Genomic DNA, 23003 nt, shown 5'->3' with positions numbered 1-23003 from the left:
TCAGCGGATGCCGCGCAGCACTCCCGCGAAGGGCCGCTGCTGCTCACCCTGCTGCGCCGAGAGGACGACGACCGTCCCGGTCAGCGCGGGGGTCACCCACTGGACCAGCCGGAGCCGACGCTGGGCGCGCTTGAGCTTGCGCGAGGCGCCGGGACGGGGCTCGGTGGCCCCCACCCCGCCCTCGTCGGCGTGCTTGGCGACCTTCGCGCCGAGCACCCCGCTGTAGGCGGTGGAGAGCATGGCGGCCAGCGTCACCGCGGTCTTGACGGTCGTGTTCGCCTGCACCTCGGGCTGCTTGGCGAGCCGGGCCTTGTTGCCCTCGAGCAGCATGATGCCGCCCACGGCGTGCGCGCCGATGGCGAGCGCGTTGACCGGCGCCCACCGGGCCCAGCCCGCGGAGGACAGCTCGAGCCGCTCCCGCGGGTCGCGTGCCTCGGCCGCGGCACCGTTGAGGCCGACGGCGCCCATGAGGGAGCCGCCGAACCAGGCCGCGAGGCCGACGTCGTGAAGGCTGCGAGCGAGGGTGTTGCGCTGAGACATGGGTGCTCCTGAGGTCGTGTCGGGACAACCAGTGTGCGCCGCGTCACACCCTCGCGCACGGGCAGGGCCTCACCCGAGCAGACGGTCGAGGATGCCGTCGGCGACGGCGGCCTCGGTCGCGAAGCTCAGCTCCCGGCTCGCCGCGTGCGCCGCCGCCTTGAACCCGGCGACCTGCTCGCGCGAGAGCCGGGCGAGGGACGCGGCCGCCGCCTGCGCCGAGAAGTTCCCGGCCACGACACCCAGACCGTGCTCGGTCACCACCCGGGCCATCTCCGGGCTCGGTCCCACCGCCACCGCCAGGCGCCCCTGGACGAAGTCGAAGAGCTTGTTGGGCAGCGTGCGGGCGGCGTTGGCGTTGAAGGGCGGGATCCAGAAGACGCCGACGTCGTAGCGGTTGAGCGTGGCCGGCAGCGCCTCGGGGGCGACCGGGTCGTGGAAGGTCACGGCCGGCAGCCCGGCCGCCCGCTCCTGCAGGCTGCGCAGGTAGCGTCCGCCGTCGCCCCCGGGCATGAGGTACAGGTCCAGGGACCAGCCCGCACCGAGCTCGCTGACGACGTCGAGCATCGTCTCGAGGCTGCGCCCCGGGATGGCGCCGCCGGAGTGGACGAGCCGGATCGTGGGCGCGTCGACGGCGGTGGGGGACAGGTCGGCCCACGGGGCCGCGTTGCGCATCACCTGGGGACGCACGCCGTAGCGCTCGGCGTAGAGGTCGGCGATGGAGGCGGCGACCGTCGTCGTCGCCGCGCAGCGCGGCAGGTAGAAGCGGCACAGGTGGTCCATGAGCGGGGCGACGAGCAGCCGCCAGGAGGTGACGTGGCTGCGCTCCTCGGGGGCCCACTCGTGCAGGTCGGCCCACACGGGGGCACCGGCGGCGAGGCGGTGCGCCACCGGCAGGGCGCGCGCGTCGTTGGCGACGACGGCGTCCCACCGGCCGCCCGCCGCGAGCCGCAGCGCGTGTTGGGAGGCCGGGGCAGCGAGCTCGGCGGTGCGCCAGCGCCGCGCCGCCAGCAGCGCGACGCCGCGGGGCGTCTGGGGCAGGGAGGGGGCGCCGTCGGGAAGCCGGAGGTGCTCGTCGGAGCCGGCCGGGCGCGCCCCGTACCCGATCGTCGTCACGTGGGCGCGGCGGGCAACGACGGACAGCTGGCGCAGCACGCGGGCGTCGGAGTGGATCGGGGAGAAGGAGACCACGAGGACGCGGGGACGATCGGGCACGGCCTGAGGCTATCGGCTGCCACGATGGTCCTGTCGTCCCGACGGAAGGGCTGCGGTGGAACCACGGATCAGCGTCATCACCCTGGCGGTGCGCGACCTCGCCGCGAGCCGCCGCTTCTACCTCGACGGCCTCGGGTGGACGGCCGTCGTCGACGTTCCCGGCGAGGTCGTCATGGTGCAGGTCGGCGAGCACGTCGTGCTCTCGCTGTGGAACGAGGCCGCCTTCGAGGCGGAGGTGGGTCCCGTCGCGCGCTGTGACGGCGTCCCGCCGGTCACGCTTGCCCACAACGTCGCGACCGTCGAGAAGGTTGACGCCGTCCTCGCGGCCGCGCGGGCCGCCGGCGCGTCCACGGCGAGCGCGGGCGCGCACCGCGAGTGGGGTGGGTACTCCGGCTACTTCGCCGACCCGGACGGCTTCCGGTGGGAGGTCGCCCACAACCCCGGGCCGGTCGGGCGGCTGCTGCTGCCCTAGACGTGGCTGCCGGGGACGTCGGGTCGGCCCGTCGGCCGGCCGACGTCCCCGGCGCACCGTCAGGAGGTCCGCCGCACCCCGAGGGTGTCGCGCCGGTCGCCGTTCCAGTCGCCGACGTAGACCTCGTCGGTGGCCCGGCCGTAGAAGCGCACGAGGTCGGCGTCGCCGCCCGCGATGCGGTTCTTCACGTGGTACTGCGCACCGCGGCGGACCGCGAAGGTGTCGCGGCGGTCCCCGTCCCAGTCGCCGGTGAGAACGATGTCACCGGGGCGGCCGTAGCGGATCACCTGGTCGGCGTCGCCGCCGGCGATGCGGTTCTTCACGTGGTACCGCGCGCCGCGGCGGACCGCGAAGGTGTCGCGGCGGTCCCCGTCCCAGTCCCCGACGAGGACCTGGTCGTTGGCCCGGCCGTAGCGCACGACATGGTCGGCGTCGCCACCCGCGATGCGGTTCTTCACGTGGTACTCGTTGCCGCGTCGCACCGCGAGGGTGTCCACGCCGTCGCCGTTCCAGTCCCCGACGAGGATGACGTCGCCCGGCCGGCCGTAGGTGAGGACCGTGCTCGCCTCCCCACCGCGCTGGCTGTTGGAGACGTGGAACCGGTTCCCGCGCCGCAGCGTGATGGTGTCCGTGCCGTTGCCGTCCCAGTCGCCGACGAGCACCTCGTCGGCGCTGCGTCCGTAGGTGAAGACGCTGTGCGCGGCGGGGCCCCAGCCGTTGTTGAGGTGGAAGGTCGCGGGTCCGCCACCGCCTGGGGCCTGCATGGTGAAACCGGCCGAGCCGGCGCACATGGTGCCCGGGTTGACGTAGTCGATCGTTCCCCACACCGAGCCGTCGTGGTGGAACTGGCCGCGCAGGGTCTCGGTGCCACCGGCGGCGTCCGGGATCCTGGTGCTGAAGCTGCCGTCCGCGGCCACCCGGACCGGCGCGTGGAGCAGCCCGAGCCGCTCCCCGGCGTACCGCAGGCCGCAGAACCAGCTGTAGGAGGCGCTGAAGCTCGTGATCCGGCGGTCGGACGAGACGGTGAGCTGCCCGCCGGAACCGTCGCTATAGGTTCCCTGCCGCACCGTGACCGGCCCCGTGGGCCTGGGCGGCTCGCGGTCGGTCGTGCTCTCGTTGCGGAGCCAGAAGTAGGCCATGGCGCTGCAGGCGTGGTCGCGCAGCTCGAACTCGTACTTGCCCTCGGCGATCCCGTCGGGCCGGACCGTGCCGGACAACCGGCTGACGGCGACCACCTGCTCGCCGCCGTCCGCGGCGATGCGGTGGGTGTCCTCGACCGAGAATCTGCCGTCGTCGGCGATCCGGACGGGGCCGGGCACGTGGACCTGGACGCCGTCGTCGTCGACGCACGAGGGGAAGACCGTGATCCGGAAGTCGATGACACGGCCGGTGCCGGTCACCTGCAGGCTGGGCTTGTTCTGGTCACTGGCGGCGGCGGTGTAAGTGCCCGCCTGCGCGGACGGGGCGGCTGCCGCAGGGCCGGCCGCCCCTGCCAGCAGCAGCGCGGCGCCGGCGAGGGCCGCAAGGGCGGCCCGGAGCGGGCCGGGAGGTCGACGGCGGGCAGCGCGGGTGTCGGCGCGCAGCAGCGTGGGCATTCGGACTCCTGTCGTCGGGTGCAAGGGCCCCGTCCGCGGCGCCGCGGGAGGGCCGGAGGTCACTGGACCGTAGTGACGCGCCGCGCGGTGGTCAACGGTCGACCGCGCCCAGCCGGACGGAACCTTCCGCACCGTCCGTCGTGCCTGGAGGGGGCGGCGACGACACCCGTTGCACCTGGGGGTGGCAGCGTCAGGCCCCGGCCAGCTCCTCGACGACGGCGACGAGCTCGCGGGCGAGCACGGGCGTCAGGGACCGGACGTAGGTGTCGGTGAGGTGGGATCCCTGCCGGTAGACGAGGACGTCACCGATGACGGGCACGCACACCTCGGCCGGGCACACGTGCTCGGTGAGGTCGACGACGCGCGCCGTGTCCACCCGCTCGGCGGCTGCGCGTTGGGTGAGGGCGGCGCTCTCGGCGATGCCGGTCTCCCGGTCGAAGGTGCACTCCTCGAGGGACTGGAGGTTCTCGGCGACGCACTCGTAGACGTCGATGTCGGGGGAGGGGTTGTCCAGGAGGACGGCGACGGGGATGCCGAGCTCCGCGAGCTGCTCCCAGCGCTCGACGAGCCCGTCCTCCATCGCCTCGCGGGTCCGGTCCTGCAGGTCCGCCGTGCTCGCGGGTGCGGTGGGGTTGCGCTGGGAGGTGAGGAGGAGGTCCGGCTGCAGCTCCGTCACCGTCTCGAGCGCCTCCTCGTTCCACGTCACGCACGAGTCGTTGAGGTCCTCCCCGGCCATCGGCAGCGCCGTGCTGAAGGGGCACGCGGACTTGACGACGTACACGAGGCGCCAGCCCTGCTCCTCGGCAACGGCGTCGAGCGCGGACTGCCACTGGTAGACCTTCGAGTCCCCGACGACGGCGACGGTCACCTCGCCGTCGAGGTCGCCGTACTCGCACACGACGAGCTCGTCCTCCGTGACGTCGACGTCGCAGCCGTCCGCGTAGCCGGCGGGCAGGTCTCTGGGAGCGTCCACCGGGGCAGGCACGATGGCCTCGACCTCCCCGAGCGAGGCGAGCGTGCCGGGCCCCGCCGTCGTCGTGCCTGGGGCCTCGATGGCCGCCGCACCGCTGCCGGATCCGCCCGCCGCGGGTGCGCTCGGCACGGCGAGGATGAGGGCGAGGCCGGCGGCGACGCCGATGAGGGAGAAGTTGGCGCCGATGGACAGGGCGAGGCCGTCGGACCGGGCGACGCTGCCGGAGAAGCGGATGGGATTCTCGACGAAGCGGTGGCTGAGGTAGGCGGGGACGACGGCTGCCGCCATGACGAGGAGGCCGCGTCTGCCGCCGAGCTCGCCCCACAGGGCGGTGGCCGCGACGATGAGCGGCCAGTGCCACAGGTACAGGGAGTAGGACAGGGCGCCGACCCACACGGCGGGCTTCCATGCGAGCAGCCGGGCCGGGCCGCGGTTGCCGTGGACGAAGCCGGCGACGATGACAGCGGCGGTGCCGAGGGTGGGGAGCAGGGCGGCCCAGCCGGGCCAGGTGGTCTGGGAGGTGAGGAGGAATCCGCTGAGCACGACCGTGGTCAGCCCGGCCCAGCCGAGCACGGTGGCCAGCACGCGGGGCAGTCGGCCCCACTGCGTGGCGCCGATGGCGACGAAGGCCCCGATGCCCAGCTCCCACAGGCGGGTGGTCGTGACGAAGAAGGCGGCGTTGGGGCTGGCCTGGGAGTAGTCGACCGACCAGAGGAAGGAGGGCACGGCGATGAGGAGGATCCCGGCGACCATGACGGGGCGGACGCGCAGCCGCGCGCTGCGGCGCACGAGCCAGCCGACGAGGACGAGCAGCAGCGGCCAGAGGATGTAGAACTGCTCCTCCACCGCCAGGGACCAGAAGTGCTGGACCGGGGAGGCGCCGACGTCCTCGGCGAGGTAGTCCACCGAGCGGCCGGCCAGCACCCAGTTGACGACGTACAGCGCCGCCCCGACGACGTCCCAGCCGAAGTTGCGCCACTCCACGACCGGCAGGGTCCAGAAGGTGAGCGCGGACGTGACGAGCAGGACGAGGCCCGCCGCGGGTAGCAGCCGTTTGGCGCGGCGGGCGTAGAAGCGGCGCAGGGACACCTTTCCGTCGCGCTCGAGCTCGCGGATGAGCAGGCCGGTGATGAGGAAGCCGGAGATGACGAAGAAGACGTCCACGCCGACGAAGCCGCCCGGCAGCTGACGCACCCCGGCGTGGTAGACGAGCACCAGCCCGATCGCCACGGCACGCAGTCCCTCGATGTCCGGGCGGAAGGCCGCCGAACGGGCCGCCGAAACCGGCCGTGCCATCTGCGTGTCGGTACTCGTCACCCGGGGCTCCTTCTCGCACGTGCGCGGGGCCGGGGCGGAGCAGAGTGGGCGCGCCGTTGCCGGGCGAGCGTAGCGGCGCGCGACGCGTCCGCTCAACAGCCACGCGCTGGTCCCCTGCGAGTCACCAGCCGCCGATATCGTGGCACCCGGGTCCGGACAGGCCGGGCCGGGAGGTGAGGGACGCCATGCGGATCGCCGTGGTCGCACTGGGCAAGATCGGTCTGCCGCTGGCGGTGCAGTTCGCCGACGCTGGCCACGAGGTGGTGGGCGTGGACGTCCAGCAGTCGGTGGTGGACCTGGTCAACGCCGGGACCGAGCCGTTCCCCGGTGAGGCGCACCTGCAGGAGAAGCTGGCCGAGCTGGTGCCGGCGGGGCGGCTGCGGGCGACGACGGACTACGGGCAGGCGGTGCCGGGTGCGGACGCCGTGGTGCTGGTGGTGCCGCTGTTCGTGGACGAGGAGACGGGGCAGCCGGACTTCGGGTGGATGGACGCGGCGACGCGTTCGCTGGCCGAGCACCTCACGCCCGGGACGCTGGTGTCGTACGAGACGACGCTGCCGGTGGGCACGACCCGTGGCCGGTGGAAGCCGATGCTCGAGGAGGTCTCGGGGCTGCGTGAGGGGGAGGACTTCCACCTGGTGTTCTCCCCGGAGCGGGTGCTGACGGGGCGAGTGTTCGCCGACCTGCGCCGCTACCCCAAGCTCGTGGGTGGGCTGAGCGAGGCCGGTGCCGCTCGCGCCACGAAGTTCTACGAGGCGGTCCTGTCCTTTGACGAGCGCCCGGACCTGGCCCGCCCGAACGGGGTGTGGGACATGGGCAGCGCGGAGGCCGCGGAGATGGCCAAGCTCGCCGAGACGACCTACCGGGACGTGAACATCGGGCTGGCGAACCAGTTCGCGGTGTTCGCCGACAAGGCTGGCATCGACGTGTACGCGGTCATCGAGGCGTGCAACTCCCAGCCCTACTCCCACATCCACCGGCCGGGCATCGCGGTGGGTGGGCACTGCATCCCGGTGTACCCGCGCCTGTACCTGTCCACCGACCCGGACGCGACGATCGTGCGGACCGCGCGGGAGCACAACGCCGGCATGCCGGCCTACGCGGTGGAGCGGGCGGCGGAGCTGCTGGGGGACCTGTCGGGGCTGCGTGCGGTGGTGCTGGGCGCCGCCTACCGCGGCGGGGTCAAGGAGACGGCGTTCTCCGGGATCTTCGCCACGGTCGCGGCGCTGCGCGAGCGTGGGGCGGCGGTGTCGGTGCACGACCCCATGTACACCGACGCCGAGCTGAACGCGCTGGGCTGGGAGCCCTACCACCTCGGTGAGCCGGCCGACGTCGCGATCCTCCAGGCCGACCACGCCGAGTACCGCGGCCTCACCCCCGCCGACCTGCCCGGGGTACGCCTGCTCGTGGACGGACGCCACATCACCGACCCCGCCGCCTGGGCCGGCACCCCCCGCATCGCCATCGGCGCCGGCCGCTGAGCACCGCATGAGCTGGTGGGCCCTGGTGCCGGACGCCCTCGCCCTGGCGCTGCTCGCCGTCGTGCCGGGCGCGCTCGCGCTCCGGCTCCTCGGCGTCCGCGGCCTCGCGGCGCTGGCCGCCGCGCCCCCGGTGACCGTCGCGGCGCTCGGCGTGCTCAGCGTCCTGCTCGCCCGGCTCGGCGTCGCATGGCGGCTGCCGGTGGTGCTCGCCTGCCTCGCCCTCATGCTCGCCGTCCTCGGCGGCCTCGCCTGGCTCGTCACCCGCCGTCGTGCCGCCACCGACGACGCCGCGTGGCGCCCCGGTCCGCTCGGCACCCGCCGTGCGCTCACGGTGGCGGCCGGGACGGTGGCCGGCGCGGTCCTGCTGGCCGGCCCCTTCGTCGCCACCCTGCCCACCCCCGACGCCCCGCTCCAGCAGTGGGACGCGGTCTTCCACCTCAGTGCGGTCGTCGCCGCCCGCGAGACCGGGATCGTCACCCCGCTCGGCGGCCTGGCCCCGCTCTACGGCAACGGCACCCTGGCGCCGTACTACCCGACCGGGTGGCACGCGCTGATCGCGCTCGCCCCCGGCGCCTCGGTGCCGGCGGTCACCAACGCCGGGGTGCTCGTCCTCGGCACCGGGGCCTGGGTGCTCGGCCTCGCCGGGCTGGCCCGCGAGGTCTTCCGTCGCCGCACCCTGCCGGCCGTCCTGGCCCCGCTGCTCGCCGCGGGCTTCGTCGCCTACCCCGTCGTCCAGCTCACCGTGCTCGCCCAGCTCGCCAACGGGCTGTCCACCGCCCTGCTGCCCGGCGCCGTGCTCCTCGTCCTGCGCGCGGTGCGCGCCGTCCAGGCCCGGGCCGGGGCGCCGACCCTCGCCGGGACAGTGGTCGCCGCGGCCGCCGGGGCGGGCGGCGTCGTCGTCGCGCACGCGAGCGGCCTGTTCTCCCTCGCGCTCGTGGCTGGCCCGCTCGTCGTCGGGGCGCTGGGCGGACGGGCCGTGCGGCTCGTGCGTGACGGGCGCCGGGCTGCCGGTGGCGCGCTGCTCGCCGCGGTCGCCGCCGCCGTCGTCGGCGTCCCCGTCGTCCTGGCGAACCTCGACGCCCTGTCCTCCGTCGTGGGCTTCGAGCGCGCCAGCGGGCGCAGCCACACCGCCGCGCTGCGCGAGGTCCTCCTCGACCAGACACTCGCCCACGGCTACCCGGGCGACGGCCGCGGGCACCTCGCCGTCACGGCGGCAACACTCGTCGGGGCCGTGCTCGTCGTCCTGCACCGGCGCCACCGGTGGCTCGCCGCGGCCTTCGTGCTCACCGTCGCGATCGCGGTGCTCGCCGCCGGGCCCGCCGACCACCCGCTGCGCTGGCTCGCGTCCTTCTGGTACACCCAGGCCGGCCGCATCGCCCCCGTCGCGGTCGTCCCCGCGGTCCTCCTCGCCGCCTACGCCCTCACGACGGCGGTCGACGCCGTCCGCCGCCGGGTCCCCGCCCGCCTCGCCGGGCACCTCGCCCTCGCCGTCGTGCTCGCCGTCGCCGTCGGGACGGCGGTGGCCCGCCTGCCGCTGCAGGCCCGGGTGGTCGCCAGCGCCTACGTCCCTGGCGAGCTGGCCTGGGGGACGATGGCGACGGCGGAGGAGCTGGCGATGATGCGCGAGCTCGACCTGCCGGACGGCGCGGTCGTTGTCGGGGACCCGTTCAACGGCTCCGCCCTGCTGCCCGCGGTGGCGGGGGTCGACGTCGTCTTCCCGCAGCTGGGTGCGAGCGGGATGTCCCCGGCCCAGCGCGTCATCCAGGAGGGGCTCGCCGCCGTCCATGACGACCCGGCCGTGTGCACGGCGCTCGCGGAGGCCGGGGCCACGCACCTGTACCAGGACACCGCGACGGCCGAGGACGGCGCCAAGCTCGACGACCGCACCGCCGCGATGCGCGAGGTCGACGTGAGCGAGGGCTTCACCGAGGTCGCGCGCGCCGGCACCGCCGCGGTGTACCGCATCGGCGCCTGCCCCTGACCGCCGCCCTCGTCCGCATATGCGGGAAAGCGACGGCCGGTGCGCCCGCCGCCCCGTCACGATCGCGCATATGCGGGGGTCGGGGGAGGGGGGATGGCAGGATGTGGGGACCATGAGCACCACCAGCCGGGCGGTCGACGTCCTCATCATCTCCGACCTCCGTTTCCCCGGTGGGACCTCCCACAGCATCGCCACGGAGATCGAGGCCCAGCACGCCGCCGGCTACACCACCGGGCTGCTCCAGCTCAACGGCCCGCTCGTGCGCAAGGTCCGCGGGGTCAACCCCGCCATCGCCGCGCTCGTGCGGGCGGGCAAGGCCCGGCTCCTCGTCGGGCCGCGGCCAGTCAGCGCGCGCCTCGTCGTCGTCCGCCACCCAGGCGTGCTCCAGGCCGCGGCCGCCCAGCTGCCGCCCGTCAGCGCCGAGCACGTCGTCATGCTCGCCAACGCCGGCCCCCGGGACACCGACGGCACGGTCGTCTACGACGTCGCCGCCGCGGACCGGGCGGCGCGGGAGCGGCTGGGCCGTGAGCCGCTGTGGGCGCCCATCGGCCCGCTCGTCCGCGAGGAGATCCGGACGGAGGTGCCCGCGGACCGGCTCATGGAGCAGGACTGGGTCAACGTCATCGACGTCGACTCCTGGGCCCGGCCCCGCACCGCGTGGGCCGCGGACCGGCCCGTCGTGGGACGCCACAGCCGGCCGTCGGCGCAGAAGTGGCCGCGCGACGCCGAGACGCTCAAGGCCGTCTACCCGGTCGACGGCTCGTGGACCGTGCGGGTGCTCGGCGGGGCCGACCCCGTCGAGCGGGTCCTCGGGCGGGTGCCGCGCTCGTGGGAGGTGCTGCCCTTCGGGGCGATGAGCCCCCAGGACTTCCTCGCCGGCCTCGACTTCTTCGTCTACTACCACGACCCCCGGTGGGTGGAGGCCTTCGGCCGGACCATCCTCGAGGCGCTCGCCAGCGGCGTGCCAGCAGTCCTTCCCCCGCACTTCCGCGCCCTCTTCGGGGACGCGGCGATCTACGCCGAGCCCGGCGAGGTCCGCGGCGTCGTCGAGCGTCTGCGCGCGGACCGGCCCGCCTACGAGGAGCACGCCCGCCGCGCCGGGGAGGCGGCCCGGGAGCGCTTCAGCTACCAGACCCACGTCCGGCGGGTGGCGGCCCTCGTCGGCGCACCTGCCGCTCCGGAGCAGGCCGCGGGGCCCGCGCCCGCGGCCCCCGCCCCGGCGGCGGGGACACCCCTCGTCCACGCCGACGCGGCCGACGATGCCCCCCGCGTCCTGCTCATGTCGAGCAACGGCGCCGGGATGGGGCACCTCACGCGCCTCTTCTCCTACGCCCGCCGCCTCGACGGAGACGCGCGCACCTACCTCCTGTCGATGTCCCAGGCCGTGCCGGTCGCCGCGCGGCTCGGCCACCCCTTCGAGTACCTGCCCTCGGCCAAGGCGCTGGGGATGCCGCCGGGCCGGTGGCGCGGGATGTTCGTCGACCGCATGGGGGAGACGATCCGGCGGGTGCGCCCCGACGTCGTCGTCTTCGACGGCACGTGGCCCTACCAGGGCGTGGACGAGATCCGTGAGAAGAACCCCGACGCGCGCTGGGTGTGGTCGCGGCGCGGGATGTGGCGCGCGGGCCTCAACACCGAGCAGATCGCCAAGGCGGCGTGGTTCGACCGGGTGCTCGAGCCGGGCGACCTCGCCGCCGAGTACGACGCCGGAGCCACCGTCGGCGAGCCCGCCCACCGGGTCGGGCCGGTCACCCTCCTGGACGTCGCGGACCTCGAGAGCCGTGAGGAGGCCCGCGCCGCGCTCGGCCTGCCGCAGGAGGGCCCGCTCGCCCTCGTCTCGCTCGGCGCCGGGAACATCAACGACACCTCCGGGGACCTCGGGGCGGCCGCAGCGGCGCTCGCGGCGCTCGGCGTCGGAGTCTGCGTGACGGTCCCGGAGATCGCGGCGTCCGGCGGCCCCGCGGGCGGGGACGTCCACCTCGTGCGCGACTACCCGCTCTCCCGGCGCTACCGGGCTTTCGACCTCGTCATCAGCGCGTCGGGGTACAACTCCTTCCACGAGCTGCTCCGGCTGGGCGTGCCCAGCCTCTTCGTCCCGAACACGGCCACCTCCCTGGACGACCAGGAGGGCCGCGCGCGGTACGCCGCCGACCACGGCTGGGCGCACGCGCTGCCCGCCCTCAGCGTCGGTGAGGCCCAGCCACTCCTCGCGGACCTCCTGGCCAACGGCGCGGCGATGGCCGCCCGCGCCCAGGCCGCCGACCCCGGCAACGGGGCGCCGGACGCGGCCCGGCTCCTGCTCGACCTCGCGACGGGAGAGACCCGATGAGCGCGTCCCCCGCGAGCCGCGCGGCTCGCCTCGCCCAGAACGTCGTCCGCCGGGTGCGGGCCAACCCCACCGCGGAGCGGGTCGGGGGCCGCGTCGCGGGACGGGTGCGCGACAGCCGCACCGCCCGCGAGGTCGTCTCCCGCGTCTTCGACCTCGACGTCACCGTGGGCGGCTCGGTCTTCCTCTCCGCCGGCCGCCTCCTCGGGGGACAGGGCCTGGACAACCTGCCCGTCGTCCTCGTCCTCCTCGTCGGGGCCGCCGCCGACGACGTGCCCGAGCTGCTCGAGAAGGTCGCCCAGGAGCAGGTGCTCACCGGCGGGTTCCGGCCCGTCGTCGTCCTCGACTCCGACCACTTCGGCGCCGTCCGCCAGTACGGGTGGCCGGTCGACTTCGTCGTGCCGCAGAGCGCCTGGACCGACCCCGAGGTGGCATGGCGGGACTACCTGCGCGAGCGACTGCGCGCCATGCGGCGGGGTTACGGCGCCGTGGCGCTCGTCGAGCTCACTGAGCCTGGTGGCCTCGGCATGGACGTCTTGGCGAGCATGGGGACAGCGGGCTAGCGGCCCGCGGGCTCCGCGGCGATCGCGGAGAGGTCGTCGGACCGGTCCGCGCCGGTGAACGGGACGGGGGACTCCGGTCGGGGCCTCGCACCCCTGCGTTACCGCACCGCGCGGACGCCCTGCCGGGCGCGGAGCTCGGCGACGGCCTCCGACAGCCGGGCGGCGCGCGCGTCGAAGGTGTGCTCGGCGCGGACCCGGGCCCCGAGCTCCCGCCGCGCCTGGCCGCGTTCGGGCGTCTCGCTGAGCTGCGTACGGATGGCGGTGGCGATATCGCGGTCCTCGCCGTAGGTGAGGACGACGTCGCCGAAGACGTCCGCGATCTCCGGAAGGTCGTCGCTGACGACGCGGGCGTCACAGGCGACGAGGTCGAAGAGCCGGTTGGAGAGCAGCCCCATGTCGCGCATGTCGTCCCAGTGGTCGTTGAGGACGACGCCGGCAGCACCGTATACCGCGGGCAGCTCGGCATTGGGGACGTAGGTGCCCTTCCAGGCACCGTCGGGCAACAGCCCGTCCCAGCGCAGCCCGTAGACGGCAGGCTCGAAGCCGGCCTCGAGGGCGGCCGCCACGCTCGGGCGGACCCCGCGGGCGTTGGCGACGACGAGGACGTCGTGCGCCCGGCTCGGGTCGGGGTCCACCGGGCGGAACCGGTGCTGGTCGGTGCACTGGAGGAGCGGCTCGACCGGGCGACCCAGACGCCGGCCCATGGTGCGGCACCAGCGCGGGGACGCACCGAAGGCGAGGTCGTAGTCGGCCAGCTCGGCGGCGATCACCCGGTCCGGGTGGCTGATCACCCAGGCGACGTTGGTGTGCGCGGGATTGACCGAGTAGGTCGCGACGCCGCGCAGCTGGAGGACGACGTCGTCGAGATGGGACGTCGGCCGGTACCAGGCGGCCTTGCAGTCGATGGACACCTCGTGCCCCAGGCGTTCGAGGGAGTCGCGCAGCGACTCGGCGAAGTGCCAGTCACCCCAGTTCGTCCGGCGCTCGACGGTGGGTGCCCCGATCTTGATCGCCCAGCGCAGTGGGCGAGCGGGACGGTCGTGGACGAGGAGCGGCTGAGGGGCGACCTGGGCGTTGCGTGTCCGGTCGAAGCCGACGAGCCGGTAGCCGGGCAGCACAGTCGCAGGCTCCTGGTGGGGCAGGTCGGCCTTGAGGCGCAGCTCGCGCTCACGGCGCTGGTTGTCCCGCGCCCGCTGGAGCCCGGTCTCCGTCGAGGGGTCCGTCACCGGTTTGCGCCACGCGGCGAGGCTCGAGGGCACGCACACCGCAGCCCTGCCGGTGACCTGGCGGACGCGCGCGGACAGCTCACCACCGTAGACGTCGTCGCGCACCAGCGGGTCGAAGCCGCCGGCCGCTGCGACGTCCGCCGCGCTGACCGCGACGACGGCGGCGCTCACCGCGGCCACCTCGCGCTGGCCCCGCACCTCCGGGGCGTCACCCGCGAAGCCTGACCACGGCAGGTACCAGTCGCCGTCGGCGAGGTACTCCACCCCGGCCGACCAGACCTCACCGCCGTGGGTGAGGACGAGCGGCTGGGCGATGGCGTGGGTGCGCAGGGCCTCGCGGAGCGGGGCGTCCCATCCGGGCTCGGTCCACAGGCCGTGGTCGATGAAGACGACGTCCCGCCCGCGCGTGCGCCCGAGGCCCGCGTTGCGCGCGACCTCCATCGGTAGGTCCTGGGAGAGGCGAACGAGCGACACGTCGGGCACCGCACCCAGGCGGGCGTGCAGCTCGACGAAGGCGCCCGGCTCGGACCTCGCGTCGACGACGACCACCTCGACGGCTCCGCGGGCGGTGGCGAGGAGACGCCGGACGGACGTGACGACCGGGTCGGCCGCCGCGCTACGGGGCAGGGTGACGACGACGCTGAGCAGCTCCTCGTCGCGGGCGGGCGCCTCCCGCACCACCGCGTCGAGGTCGACGAGGGTCTTGTTGAGCACGGCGTACCGGTAGGCCATCGGTTCGTGGGTGGTGATTCGCTCGCCGTCCTCGCTCCACACGTCGTACTCGGTGGCGATGATCGGGACGAGGGTGAAGTCGGTGCGGTCGGCGAGCCGGACGAGCAGGTCCCAGTCGACGTAGCGGCGGAGCGACTCGTCGAAGCCGCCGACCTCGTCGATGAGGGAGCGCTCGTGGACGAACACGATCCCGTCGATGTAGTTGCGGTCCCGCAGGTGCGCGCGATTGAACGGCAGGCCGCGGAAGAGCCGCCGGCCCTCCCCGCCCTCCTCGACGAGGGCCGTCACGGCGTAGGCGACCCGGTCCCCGGAGTGAACGAGGTGGCGCACCATGAGCTCGAGGAAGTCGGGCTTCCAGGTGTTGTCCGAGCCGAGGTACGCGACGTACCGGCCGGTCGCGCGCTGCACCCCGGAGTTGTGGGCCGCTGCCACTCCCCGGTTGACGTCGTGGCGGACGACCTGGATCCGCTCGTCCGCGGCGTACCGTTCGAGCAGGGCGGGGGTGCCGTCCTCGCTCCCGTCGTCGGCGACGATGAGCTCCCAGTGCGGGTAGGTCTGCGCCAGCACCGAGTCGATCGTCGCCCCGAGCAGGTGGGCGCGGTCCTTGGTCGGTACGACGACGCTGACGGTCGGCGGCTCGGGCGGCAGCGGCCGTGAGCGCAGCTCGGCCTTGACTCGAGCCTCCAGCTCGGTGTCGAAGGTCGGCCGGTCCCGCTCGATGTGCTCGTGCCCCCGGGTGTCGAGGAGTACCTGCGCGGCGGCTCGGGCGGCGGTCAGCAGCTCGGACGGGTGATCCCAGGGCTCGCCGGTTGCCCCGTCGGAGGAGTCGAGCGCCCGCCCTCCGGACAGAAAGTGGACGAGGGGCCCTCCAGGTGAGGAGCCCGACTCGGGGTGGCCGGCGAGGTAGGACGCCGCGTCGAAGAGCGGGTGGGGGGAGCGTCCGACCTCGGCGCCGAGGTCGAGGTAGTGGAGGAACGGCCGGCGCGTGGCCTGGAGCTGCTCCTTGGCGGTCTGTGCAGGGTGGGAGGCGTAGTAGGTGGGCACGAAGGCCGGATGGGGGGAGAACCCGCGCGCGTCACCGTGGTCGACGAAGTGCGCCGTAGGGTCGGCGGCGGCGTCCGTTCTCTCGGCCGGCTCGAGCTGGGCGAGGTACCAGTCGGGGTCGAACAGCCCACTCTCGTGTACGAGAGTGAGCGCGCGGGACCGGGAAGGCGGTATCCACCCAGCCCGGGGGCGCCGGGTCGACTCGCGCAGCTCGCGGTTCACCTTGCGCAGCTCGCCGCGATCCTGACGGAGCTCACGGACGGTGTCGCTCAACTCGCGAACGTTCTCGCGCAGGCCGCGCTGCTCCTCTCGCAGCTCGTCGGCCTCTTTCTGCCGCTGCTTAGCCGCACGCCGCAGCTCCTGGATCTGTGCGTCGCGCTGCGCGATCGGCGGGAGCCGTCGCATCCATGACTTCACCGCCATGCCATCCCATCCCTCCGCCGACCAGTCTTCGGCGATGCTACGTGGGTCAGTCGACCGGGGAGGCCCACATGGGGCGAACCGGCGCGATCGTGGTAGGCGGCATCGGAGTCGTGAGGGTTGGGTCGTGGTCCCCGCGGAGCACGGCGAAGGGGCGTCCCTCGGCGAGGTCGAGCTGGAGCCGGGCCTCGGCACGCTCGTAACGATTGCCGAGATCCTCGTCCCACTGCCGGGTGAAGGTGTGGGAGTCGCCCGGGAGTGGGGTGAGCTCGCCGAGCACGACGCCCTCACCACCGGCGTACAGGTCTACCCGCACGGCAGGCAGGGGGACTGCGAGGGAGAGGGCAGACGCAGTCTCAACCATGAGCGGCAGCTTCGCGGGTACCTCCAGGGACGTATCGTACGTGCGCCCTCGCTGCACCGTGCCGAGATCGGTGCCGTCCGGGCCGACCATGCGCACGCGAGCCACCGCCGTGTCGGCGTGGACGGGCATGCGGCGGAGGAGGACAAGCGCGACCTCGCCGTAGAAGGCGAAGACCTTGACGTCGTCGGGAAGCTGCTCCTGGCCTCCGGGAAGAAGAGCTTCGGCGAAGAAGGGCGCGCGGGCGCCCCGTGCGGACCTGTAGTGCTCGGCGATTTCCTGAGGGGTGTACTGCGCGCTGCCGTCGATAAGCTCGAACCCGGAGCCGGTGCGCTGCAGGGGCAGGACCCCGCGCCCGGTCGAGCCGCCGTTGCTCTTGAGGACGAACTGCTCGGGAAGTGAGTCCCAATCGATGCCGGTGGCTGTGGGCCACACTCCGAGCACCTGGGGCGTACTCACGCCGTGGCTCCGCGCCACCTCGTAGTTGTGAAGCTTGAGGAAGAGGTTGTGACACGCATGCGCGTGCGCCCGCTCGTCGCGCGCGACGGCGCTTTGGACTCGCTGCTGCTCCAGAATGCGCGCGTGCCACGAAGCGACGCGCGGACGGTATCGCGGCGGCGGAGGAGAAGGGACCGCGAGGCGACGCTCCAGCTTGTCCACCTGCCGGCGTAGCTGCCTGATCTGCGCATCACGCTTGGCGACCGGCGGGAAGCGGCGCAGCAGGGGACGAAGTGCCATGAGGCGATTGTGTCAGGTGGAGGCGTCACGACGGTCGCCACTCGCAGAGACAGGCGGCGCGAGGCTGTGGCGACCGAGCGACATCGGCTGTGTAACCTGAGGCGGTCGTCGAGAGGGGTCCCCGTGAAGAAGTTCGCCATAGCCGCGGTCGGCGTCCTGGTGCTTGTCGCCGGGGCGGGGGTCGCACACGCCACCGGTTCAGATGTGGTTACCGTCGTCCTGCTCGGTCTCCTCGCGGGTACGGCGGCGCTCGTCGCCCTCGACACCGGCCAGAAGGTACGTCGTCAGCAGCGGCACCTTAGTCGATGGCAGAAGGTGGCGGAGCAGCGGCTGGGCGCCCTGGAGAACGAGCTCCTGCGGCGCGGCGCCCACATCGAGGCGGCCACCCGGGACGACGTCCTCGGCACCGTTAAGCTGATGCAGGAACAGTACGTCGGACGGCTCGACCGGGCTCGAAACGAGCTCGACGAGGCCGCAGCGGCCCTCCGTGCGGCCGTCGGCAACACGCGCGCGGAGTGAGACGGTGAGCCGTGACCTCATCGGCGCCTATGCGACGGCCGCCGCCGAGAGTCCCAGGACCCTTGCCCGGGCGCTCGTTCGGACCAAGTCGCGCGCCGGGCGAGACATCCTCGCCGCGCTTGCCTCGGACCGCCGGCTGACCGCGACCCAGCTCGAGGACGTAGGCCGGCGTTACCTTGAGGGAACCCCTCCAGGGCTCGCGCTCGAGCCGCGACGCGTGCTGGATCTCGCTCGCGTCGTCGCGCTCCAGACCGGTGAGCCCGACGACCGGTCAGCGGCGCTCGGCCTCTTCTCGTGGGTGCGCGACGAGCATGCAGACTTCCTCGCGGAGCGGGAGGCGACACTGCTGCTCCAGCTTGCCCTCAAGGAGCGGTGCTTCTCACTGGCTGACACCGTCCTCGCAGACGTGCCCGTCGCCGCCGGTGCGGGTCGTCTGGCCGCAGCAGACCTCGCCAATCCGTGGTTGCGTGCCGGTGCGGACGAGGCTCGCTGGCTGGAGCTCCTCAATGCCGCGCTCTTCGGCCCCGACATCGTCCAGGCCGGCCTCCTGCCCGACGGCGACACGACCTTCGACCGGCTGACCACGACGAGCGAGCACCGGATCGCGCACGAGAAGAAGATCACCGTCGTCATCAGCTGTTTCAACCCCGACCGGCACCTCCTCACCGCCGTGCGCTCCGTGCTGGAGCAGACGTGGCAGAACATCGAGCTCTTCGTCGTCGACGACGCCTCGCCGTCGCCCACCCCGGGCCTCCTCGAGGAGGTCGAGCGCATGGACGAGCGCGTCACGGTCATCCGCAAGGCCGTCAACGGCGGCACCTACCGGGCGCGCAACACCGCCCTCCGCCTAGCCACGGGCGACTTCTTCACCTGCCTGGACTCCGACGACTGGGCCCACCCCCAGCGGCTGGAGCTCGGCGTCCGCCCGATGCTGGAGGACGAGACGCTCGTCGCGACCCGCAGCCTGGGGGTGCGCGCCACCGAGGAGATGGAGCTGAGCCGGGTCGGCTACGGCGGGCGCTTCAAGGCCGCCTCCTCCCTGATGATCCGGGTCTTCCCCGTTGTCAACCGGGTCGGCTTCTTCGACCCGGTGCGCAAGGCCGCCGACAACGAGTACGCGCTGCGCGTCGAGGCCGCCTTCGACGGCAAGGTCGTCGACGTGCCGACCCACGCGCTCACGGTCCTCCTCGCCGACGCCGCCTCGCTCTCCGCCTCCGACTACTCCTCCGGCTGGCGTCACCCCGCGCGCTCGGAGTACCTCGAGGCCTACTCCGAGTGGCACCGACAGGTGAGCAGGCGCGACGCCGCTCGGTTCCTCCCGCCGCATGGGCCGCGGGCTTTCCCCGCCCCACGCCGCTGGGAGCGCCACCCGCAGGACGGTGAGGCAGGGCGGCCGCTCGATGTCGTCGTCCTCGCCGACTGGCGGGAGGACTGGCTGCTACCGGGCACGCTCGACCTACTGCTCGGGTATGTGGCGGGGGGCCTGCGGGTTGGGGGCATCCACCACGAGTCTCTGGTCGGCCCCGTGGTCGAGGAGCATCCCCTGACGCGCCCGGTCCGCGAGCTCGTGCAACGGGGCGAGGTTGAGCGCGTTTACCTCGACGACGCCCGGCACAGCGCCCTCACGGTGGTCGCGGACCCGCGCGTCCTCCAGTTCCCGCCGCTGCTCGCCCCGCGCCTCACGAGCGGGCGCGTCGTTGCCGTCGAGCAGCCTGCCGGCCAGTACGCGACCGTCGACGTCACGCGTCACTCCCTCGAGCTCCTCGGCACGGAGCCTGAGTGGGGCGGGTGGCCGCAGGCCGCGGCCCCCGCGACGCCTCCCGAGGCGTCTCCGGCCTCCGGAACTGTCGCCCTCGCCGACGTACCCGAGACAGATGGCACTCTCACGGTCGATTCCTGGCTTCTGCGGGAGCCCGCCGATGCCGAGCGTGGAGCGCGCCTCAGCATCATCCGCCAGGCGGGGCTGCCGGTCACCGGCCCGGAGATGCGTGAGCTGACCGACGCGTGGGCCGCCGGCAGCGCTCCGTGGGAGGAGACGGCCGCCGACTGGCTTGACCGCTCGCCGGGTGCAGTCGCCGTGGCGGTCCGGACGACGCGCGCGCTATGCGTCGTCGTGGCTGCGGGCATCCGCGCCGAGTCGAGCGGTGGCCTCGCGGTCCGGTTTATGACCGACGATGCCGGGAACAGGTCCCGCCTTCTCGTGCTGCCCGGCTGACGAACTGCCTCAGCGCGCGCTGGCGGCGGTGGGGCCGTGCCTGTGGTGCAGCGAGAGAGCGCCACCGCCCATCGGCGTGGGGCAGGAGCCACCGGGTCAGCGAAAAGTCCAGAGCGAGTTGATGAGGTAGTTGCTCAGCGGGATCATCACGAGGGCGGCGACTTGCACGGCACCGTAGTGGATGGAGAAGACCTCAGTGCCCACCGCAACGATGCCCGTGTTGAGGAGCAGCGCCACGCAGTTGGCGACAAGGAACTTGGGCACGGTCTTTCTGTGCCGCGTCGTCGAGGCGAAGACCCACCACCTCTGGAGTGTGTAGGAGACCACCACGCTGATCGCGAATCCGATGTTGGAAGCCCAGACGGGTCGTACGTGCGCGAGCTCAACGAGCGCGGTGAGCGTTCCGACGTGTGCGAGAGCGCTCGCACCGCCGGCCACGCCGTAGCGGAGGAGACGTGTCCCCGTGAAGAGCCCCGCCCTCGCGCGAGTCGGCATCTCGCCCTCGGCGCTCACAGCTCGGTGCCCGGCCGGGGCAGGTCTTGCTCGGGGGCGACGACGGGCTCGACCTGCTGTGTTGGGTCGGTCGTCGCACCGACGAGGTAGCGGGGCCGGTTCTTCACCTCATCGTGGATCCGTGCGAGGTACTCGCCGATGATGCCCAGGCCGGACAAGATGAGCGTGCCCTGGATCAGCAGGATGAGGATGACGGTGGTGAACCCCGTGACGGCGCTTCCCTGGACGAATCTAATGAGTGTCTGCAGGCCCAGCACCACCGAGAACGCACCGAAGAGGAGGGCGCCGAATGTGACGAGGTGCAGGGGGGATGCCGTGAACGAGGTAATGGCATTGATGGCGTAGCGGAAGAGCGTGCGGAACCGCCATCGGGAGGCACCCGCCTCGCGCGGTGCGACGTCGAACTCGATTCGTGTCCGCTTGAACCCGATCCAACTGCTCGTGCCGCGGAAGAAGAAGGTTCGTTCGGGGAGCGTTAGCAGGGAGGAGACCGCGCGGCGTGACAGCAGGCGGTAGTCAGTCGCATCCGTCAGGTCGACACCGGTCAGGCGGTCGAAGACATGGTTGAACGCTCGCGACGCAAGCTTCCCGGCGACGGACTGTCCGGAGCGCGTCCTCTTGACTGCCTCGACGACATCTGCGCCGCGGCGCCACGCCTCAAGCATGGAGGGGAGGACCTCGGGCGGGTGTTGAAGGTCCGAGTCGATGATGACGACCGCGTGCCCTCGCGCGGAGGAGAGCCCCGCCAGCATGGCCGGATCCTTGCCGAAGTTCCGTGACAGGCTGATTCCTCTCACGCGGGCGTCGGCCTGGTGCGCCGCGATGATGTGCTGCCAGGAGTCGTCACGCGAGCCGTCATCGATCAGGACGATCTCGAAGTTCTCACCCTCGGACTCCAGGACCGCCGTCGTACGGTCGACGAAGGCGCGGACGCCTTCTCCTTCGTTGTGGACGGGGCTCACGATGGAGATGAGCGGTGCGTTTATGCCCGGTCCGTACTCACCGGCAGAATGCCCTGAAACGGTCGTCATTCGTCGTCTCCTTCGCAGAAGGTCGTGCCCGCCATCGCAGTCGCGGCCGTGTCGAGTGCTCGGTCGAGGCGCCCCTGCCAGTCCGTCCGCTTCGGGTAGGCGTCAGCGAACTCGTCGAGCAGCTGACATCTCTCGTCATCGGTGGACTCATCGAGGTGGAGCATCGCCAGGGAGATCCTGTCGAAGAGCGCGCCGTTCGCTGACGGCCGCTGGTCAGCTGCGAACTCGACGTTCGTGTGGGTGGTGACTAGTACCGCTCCGGTCACGAGCACAGCCATCACCGTCAGCACCGGAGCGGGGCGCCTGCCCCTGCTCGCCAGCAGGTGTGCGAGCCCAACGGTTACAGCCGCGGCGAGCAGCGCCACCGACGCTGCGACCAGCGGAACGTCACGGAATCCGTTTCCGATCGGCCACCCGTCACCCTCGACCCTGCCCTGAACTTCTGCGGACAGCGCCATCATCGTGCTCGACAGGAGCAACAGTCCGAAGCCTGTAACCCCGAGAGCCCCAGCGGCGCGCTTGGAGGGCAAGGCAGCCCGCCGGAGCTGCCTCCAGATGCCGACGGCGAGGGCGACGGCCAGCACGAGCACGCACACCGTGGCGAGATTCTTCAGCGAAGACCAACCGGGGGCGGTCCCTTCCGCGGCCGCCCACGCTGCGAAGGGGTTAGCTGAGAGCAGACGGTGCCCGAGGGCCGCGATGGCGTCGGACGAGACGTTGATGTCCGAGGCGACGTAGCAGCTGCCATCGGCACAGGCTCTGGCGATGAGGAGGCGTACGGGGACGAATACTGCAGCGAATCCGACGCAGACCGTGAGGGCGAGTTTGAGGGCCTTCGTTCGGAGGAGCTGACGGGGTGAGAGCCCGAGGGTGAGCCAGCCCCGTGCGACGACGGTCATGAGAATGAGGGGGGGTGCGAGGTAGGCGACCTCGTTGAAGGCAGCCAAGGCGCCACCGGCGAGGGCGCCGACGACAAGAGGAAGGGCGCCGGCGCGGCTTGTGTCGTACCAGGCTCTCCTCCCGGCGGCGGCACCGGCCAGGAGGACGAGGGCCGCAGACGCAAAGTACAGCGAGGTGAAGAGAACAACGCTGGAGATGCTCGTCGCTATGAGCATGGCGGGCAGAGCCAGAGCGGAGATGCTCGCCGCCGCGTTCGGCGCTTCCTGCATTGCTCGGCCATGGCTGCTCAACGTCGCCACGAGGATGACGACGGAGACTCCGAGAAGCGCCGCGAAGAGGAGGGCCGTGAGGCGCAGCCCGAGTGTCGCTGGCAGGTCGAGCCCCGACATCAGTTCGAAGGTCAGGTAGTCCTGGGCTTTCTCGACGATGCGCCCCAGCGGCCTGAAGTTGCCGAGCTCGAGGTACCGGGGTGTATCTCGGATCGGTCCGAGCACAATGTCGACGGGGCGCTGTGCCAGATCACCGCCGAACTGGAAGACATTGAAACGATGGTCCGCGATCAGGGGCAGATTGAGCAGCGGCAGCATCACGGCGACGGGCAGGAGCCCGGCCCGCCAGAGCAGCCCGCGCCACTGTGGGTGCATGTGGCGGGCGTCACGCGAGCGTTGCCTGGAGCGGCGGGTGTCGTCCGGGCCCTGCTCGGTCACGAGCGCTGGAGTGCTGCTGTCCGTCACGTGGATACCTAGTTCTCTACCTGGCTGGTGTGGCTGAGTGGCGCCTGCTTACCGGGCGCGCGGGAACAAGCGCGACAGGTGCCGCATAGCATGCTAGGGCACCGCGTCCC

General features: G+C 72.8%; 16 protein-coding genes. 7 read left to right on the top strand and 9 right to left on the bottom strand.

The features are described from left to right. On the bottom strand, positions 1 to 540 hold the full coding sequence (locus ACWPXV_RS08935) for a hypothetical protein (RefSeq protein ID WP_454084912.1): 540 nt from the start codon (positions 538 to 540) through the stop codon (positions 1 to 3). Positions 541 to 609: 69 nt separating this feature from the next. Continuing rightward, positions 610 to 1752: a hypothetical protein gene (locus ACWPXV_RS08930; RefSeq protein ID WP_454084911.1), complete on the bottom strand. Its 1143-nt coding sequence runs from the start codon at positions 1750 to 1752 to the stop codon at positions 610 to 612. Positions 1753 to 1807: 55 nt separating this feature from the next. Between ACWPXV_RS08930 and ACWPXV_RS08925 the strand changes: the two genes are divergently transcribed. Further along, the gene (locus tag ACWPXV_RS08925) at positions 1808 to 2224 is read left to right on the top strand and encodes a VOC family protein (RefSeq protein ID WP_454084910.1); all 417 of its coding nucleotides are present in this window, start codon (positions 1808 to 1810) and stop codon (positions 2222 to 2224) included. Positions 2225 to 2283: 59 nt separating this feature from the next. On the opposite strand, the gene ACWPXV_RS08920 is transcribed toward ACWPXV_RS08925, so the two are convergent. Together ACWPXV_RS08920 and ACWPXV_RS08915 are read right to left on the bottom strand one after the other, a co-directional pair. Continuing rightward, positions 2284 to 3819, bottom strand: a complete 1536-nt coding sequence (locus ACWPXV_RS08920) for a hypothetical protein (protein ID WP_454084909.1) — start codon at positions 3817 to 3819, stop codon at positions 2284 to 2286. 190 nt (positions 3820 to 4009) lie between these two features. Next, on the bottom strand, positions 4010 to 6109 hold the full coding sequence (locus tag ACWPXV_RS08915) for an acyltransferase family protein (RefSeq protein WP_454084908.1): 2100 nt from the start codon (positions 6107 to 6109) through the stop codon (positions 4010 to 4012). A gap of 185 nt (positions 6110 to 6294) precedes the next feature. Between ACWPXV_RS08915 and ACWPXV_RS08910 the strand changes: the two genes are divergently transcribed. The 4 genes from ACWPXV_RS08910 to ACWPXV_RS08895 all read left to right on the top strand — a co-directional run bounded on the left by ACWPXV_RS08910 (position 6295) and on the right by ACWPXV_RS08895 (position 12460). Beyond that, entirely contained in the window at positions 6295 to 7590 is a 1296-nt protein-coding gene (locus ACWPXV_RS08910) for a nucleotide sugar dehydrogenase (protein ID WP_454084907.1), read from the top strand. 7 nt (positions 7591 to 7597) lie between these two features. Further along, positions 7598 to 9571: a DUF6541 family protein gene (locus ACWPXV_RS08905; RefSeq protein WP_454084906.1), complete on the top strand. Its 1974-nt coding sequence runs from the start codon at positions 7598 to 7600 to the stop codon at positions 9569 to 9571. Between the two features lie 112 nt (positions 9572 to 9683). Continuing rightward, positions 9684 to 11900: a glycosyltransferase gene (locus tag ACWPXV_RS08900; protein WP_454084905.1), complete on the top strand. Its 2217-nt coding sequence runs from the start codon at positions 9684 to 9686 to the stop codon at positions 11898 to 11900. Beyond that, entirely contained in the window at positions 11897 to 12460 is a 564-nt protein-coding gene (locus ACWPXV_RS08895; RefSeq protein WP_454084904.1) for a hypothetical protein, read from the top strand. The genes ACWPXV_RS08900 and ACWPXV_RS08895 overlap by 4 nt, the downstream gene beginning before the upstream one ends. Positions 12461 to 12558: 98 nt before the next feature. Here the strand turns inward: ACWPXV_RS08895 and ACWPXV_RS08890 are convergent, their stop codons facing one another. Both ACWPXV_RS08890 and ACWPXV_RS08885 read right to left on the bottom strand, forming a co-directional pair. Further along, positions 12559 to 15867, bottom strand: a complete 3309-nt coding sequence (locus ACWPXV_RS08890; RefSeq protein WP_454084903.1) for a glycosyltransferase — start codon at positions 15865 to 15867, stop codon at positions 12559 to 12561. 64 nt (positions 15868 to 15931) lie between these two features. Continuing rightward, positions 15932 to 16981 carry an ATP-grasp fold amidoligase family protein gene (locus ACWPXV_RS08885; RefSeq protein ID WP_454084902.1) on the bottom strand — a complete coding sequence of 350 codons (1050 nt, stop codon included), beginning with the start codon at positions 16979 to 16981 and terminating at the stop codon, positions 15932 to 15934. Between the two features lie 123 nt (positions 16982 to 17104). Here ACWPXV_RS08885 and ACWPXV_RS08880 point away from each other — a divergent pair, with 123 nt between their 5' ends. Beyond that, positions 17105 to 17500 carry a hypothetical protein gene (locus ACWPXV_RS08880; RefSeq protein WP_454084901.1) on the top strand — a complete coding sequence of 132 codons (396 nt, stop codon included), beginning with the start codon at positions 17105 to 17107 and terminating at the stop codon, positions 17498 to 17500. 217 nt (positions 17501 to 17717) lie between these two features. After that, the gene (locus tag ACWPXV_RS08875) at positions 17718 to 19715 is read left to right on the top strand and encodes a glycosyltransferase family 2 protein (protein WP_454084900.1); all 1998 of its coding nucleotides are present in this window, start codon (positions 17718 to 17720) and stop codon (positions 19713 to 19715) included. Between the two features lie 96 nt (positions 19716 to 19811). On the opposite strand, the gene ACWPXV_RS08870 is transcribed toward ACWPXV_RS08875, so the two are convergent. Genes ACWPXV_RS08870 through ACWPXV_RS08860 form a run of 3 tightly spaced genes read right to left on the bottom strand, consistent with a single transcriptional unit; the run spans position 19812 to position 22893 of the window. After that, positions 19812 to 20228: a GtrA family protein gene (locus tag ACWPXV_RS08870; RefSeq protein WP_454084899.1), complete on the bottom strand. Its 417-nt coding sequence runs from the start codon at positions 20226 to 20228 to the stop codon at positions 19812 to 19814. Then, a complete protein-coding gene (locus ACWPXV_RS08865; protein WP_454084898.1) occupies positions 20225 to 21259 on the bottom strand; it encodes a glycosyltransferase family 2 protein in 1035 nt (344 codons plus the stop codon). Before ACWPXV_RS08865 ends, ACWPXV_RS08870 begins: the two co-directional genes overlap by 4 nt. Then, complete coding sequence (locus ACWPXV_RS08860) at positions 21256 to 22893, bottom strand: hypothetical protein (RefSeq protein WP_454084897.1); 1638 nt, start codon at positions 22891 to 22893, stop codon at positions 21256 to 21258. Before ACWPXV_RS08860 ends, ACWPXV_RS08865 begins: the two co-directional genes overlap by 4 nt. Between the last annotated feature and the right edge of the window lie 110 nt (positions 22894 to 23003).

This window comes from Georgenia sp. Marseille-Q6866, from assembly GCF_965111665.1.
Note: the sequence above shows the minus strand (reverse complement) of the source record. Positions and strands in the feature narration are given on the sequence as shown.

Bases quoted from the DNA above. Each gene is read 5' to 3' on its own strand.
- ACWPXV_RS08935 (WP_454084912.1), bottom strand. From the start codon at position 540: ATGTCTCAGCGCAACACCCTCGCTCGCAGCCTTCACGACGTCGGCCTC.
- ACWPXV_RS08865 (WP_454084898.1), bottom strand. From the start codon at position 21,259: ATGACGACCGTTTCAGGGCATTCTGCCGGTGAGTACGGACCGGGCATA.
- ACWPXV_RS08905 (WP_454084906.1), top strand. From the start codon at position 7,598: ATGAGCTGGTGGGCCCTGGTGCCGGACGCCCTCGCCCTGGCGCTGCTC.
- ACWPXV_RS08910 (WP_454084907.1), top strand. From the start codon at position 6,295: ATGCGGATCGCCGTGGTCGCACTGGGCAAGATCGGTCTGCCGCTGGCG.
- ACWPXV_RS08895 (WP_454084904.1), top strand. From the start codon at position 11,897: ATGAGCGCGTCCCCCGCGAGCCGCGCGGCTCGCCTCGCCCAGAACGTC.
- ACWPXV_RS08900 (WP_454084905.1), top strand. From the start codon at position 9,684: ATGAGCACCACCAGCCGGGCGGTCGACGTCCTCATCATCTCCGACCTC.
- ACWPXV_RS08890 (WP_454084903.1), bottom strand. From the start codon at position 15,867: ATGCGACGGCTCCCGCCGATCGCGCAGCGCGACGCACAGATCCAGGAG.
- ACWPXV_RS08885 (WP_454084902.1), bottom strand. From the start codon at position 16,981: ATGGCACTTCGTCCCCTGCTGCGCCGCTTCCCGCCGGTCGCCAAGCGT.
- ACWPXV_RS08920 (WP_454084909.1), bottom strand. From the start codon at position 3,819: ATGCCCACGCTGCTGCGCGCCGACACCCGCGCTGCCCGCCGTCGACCT.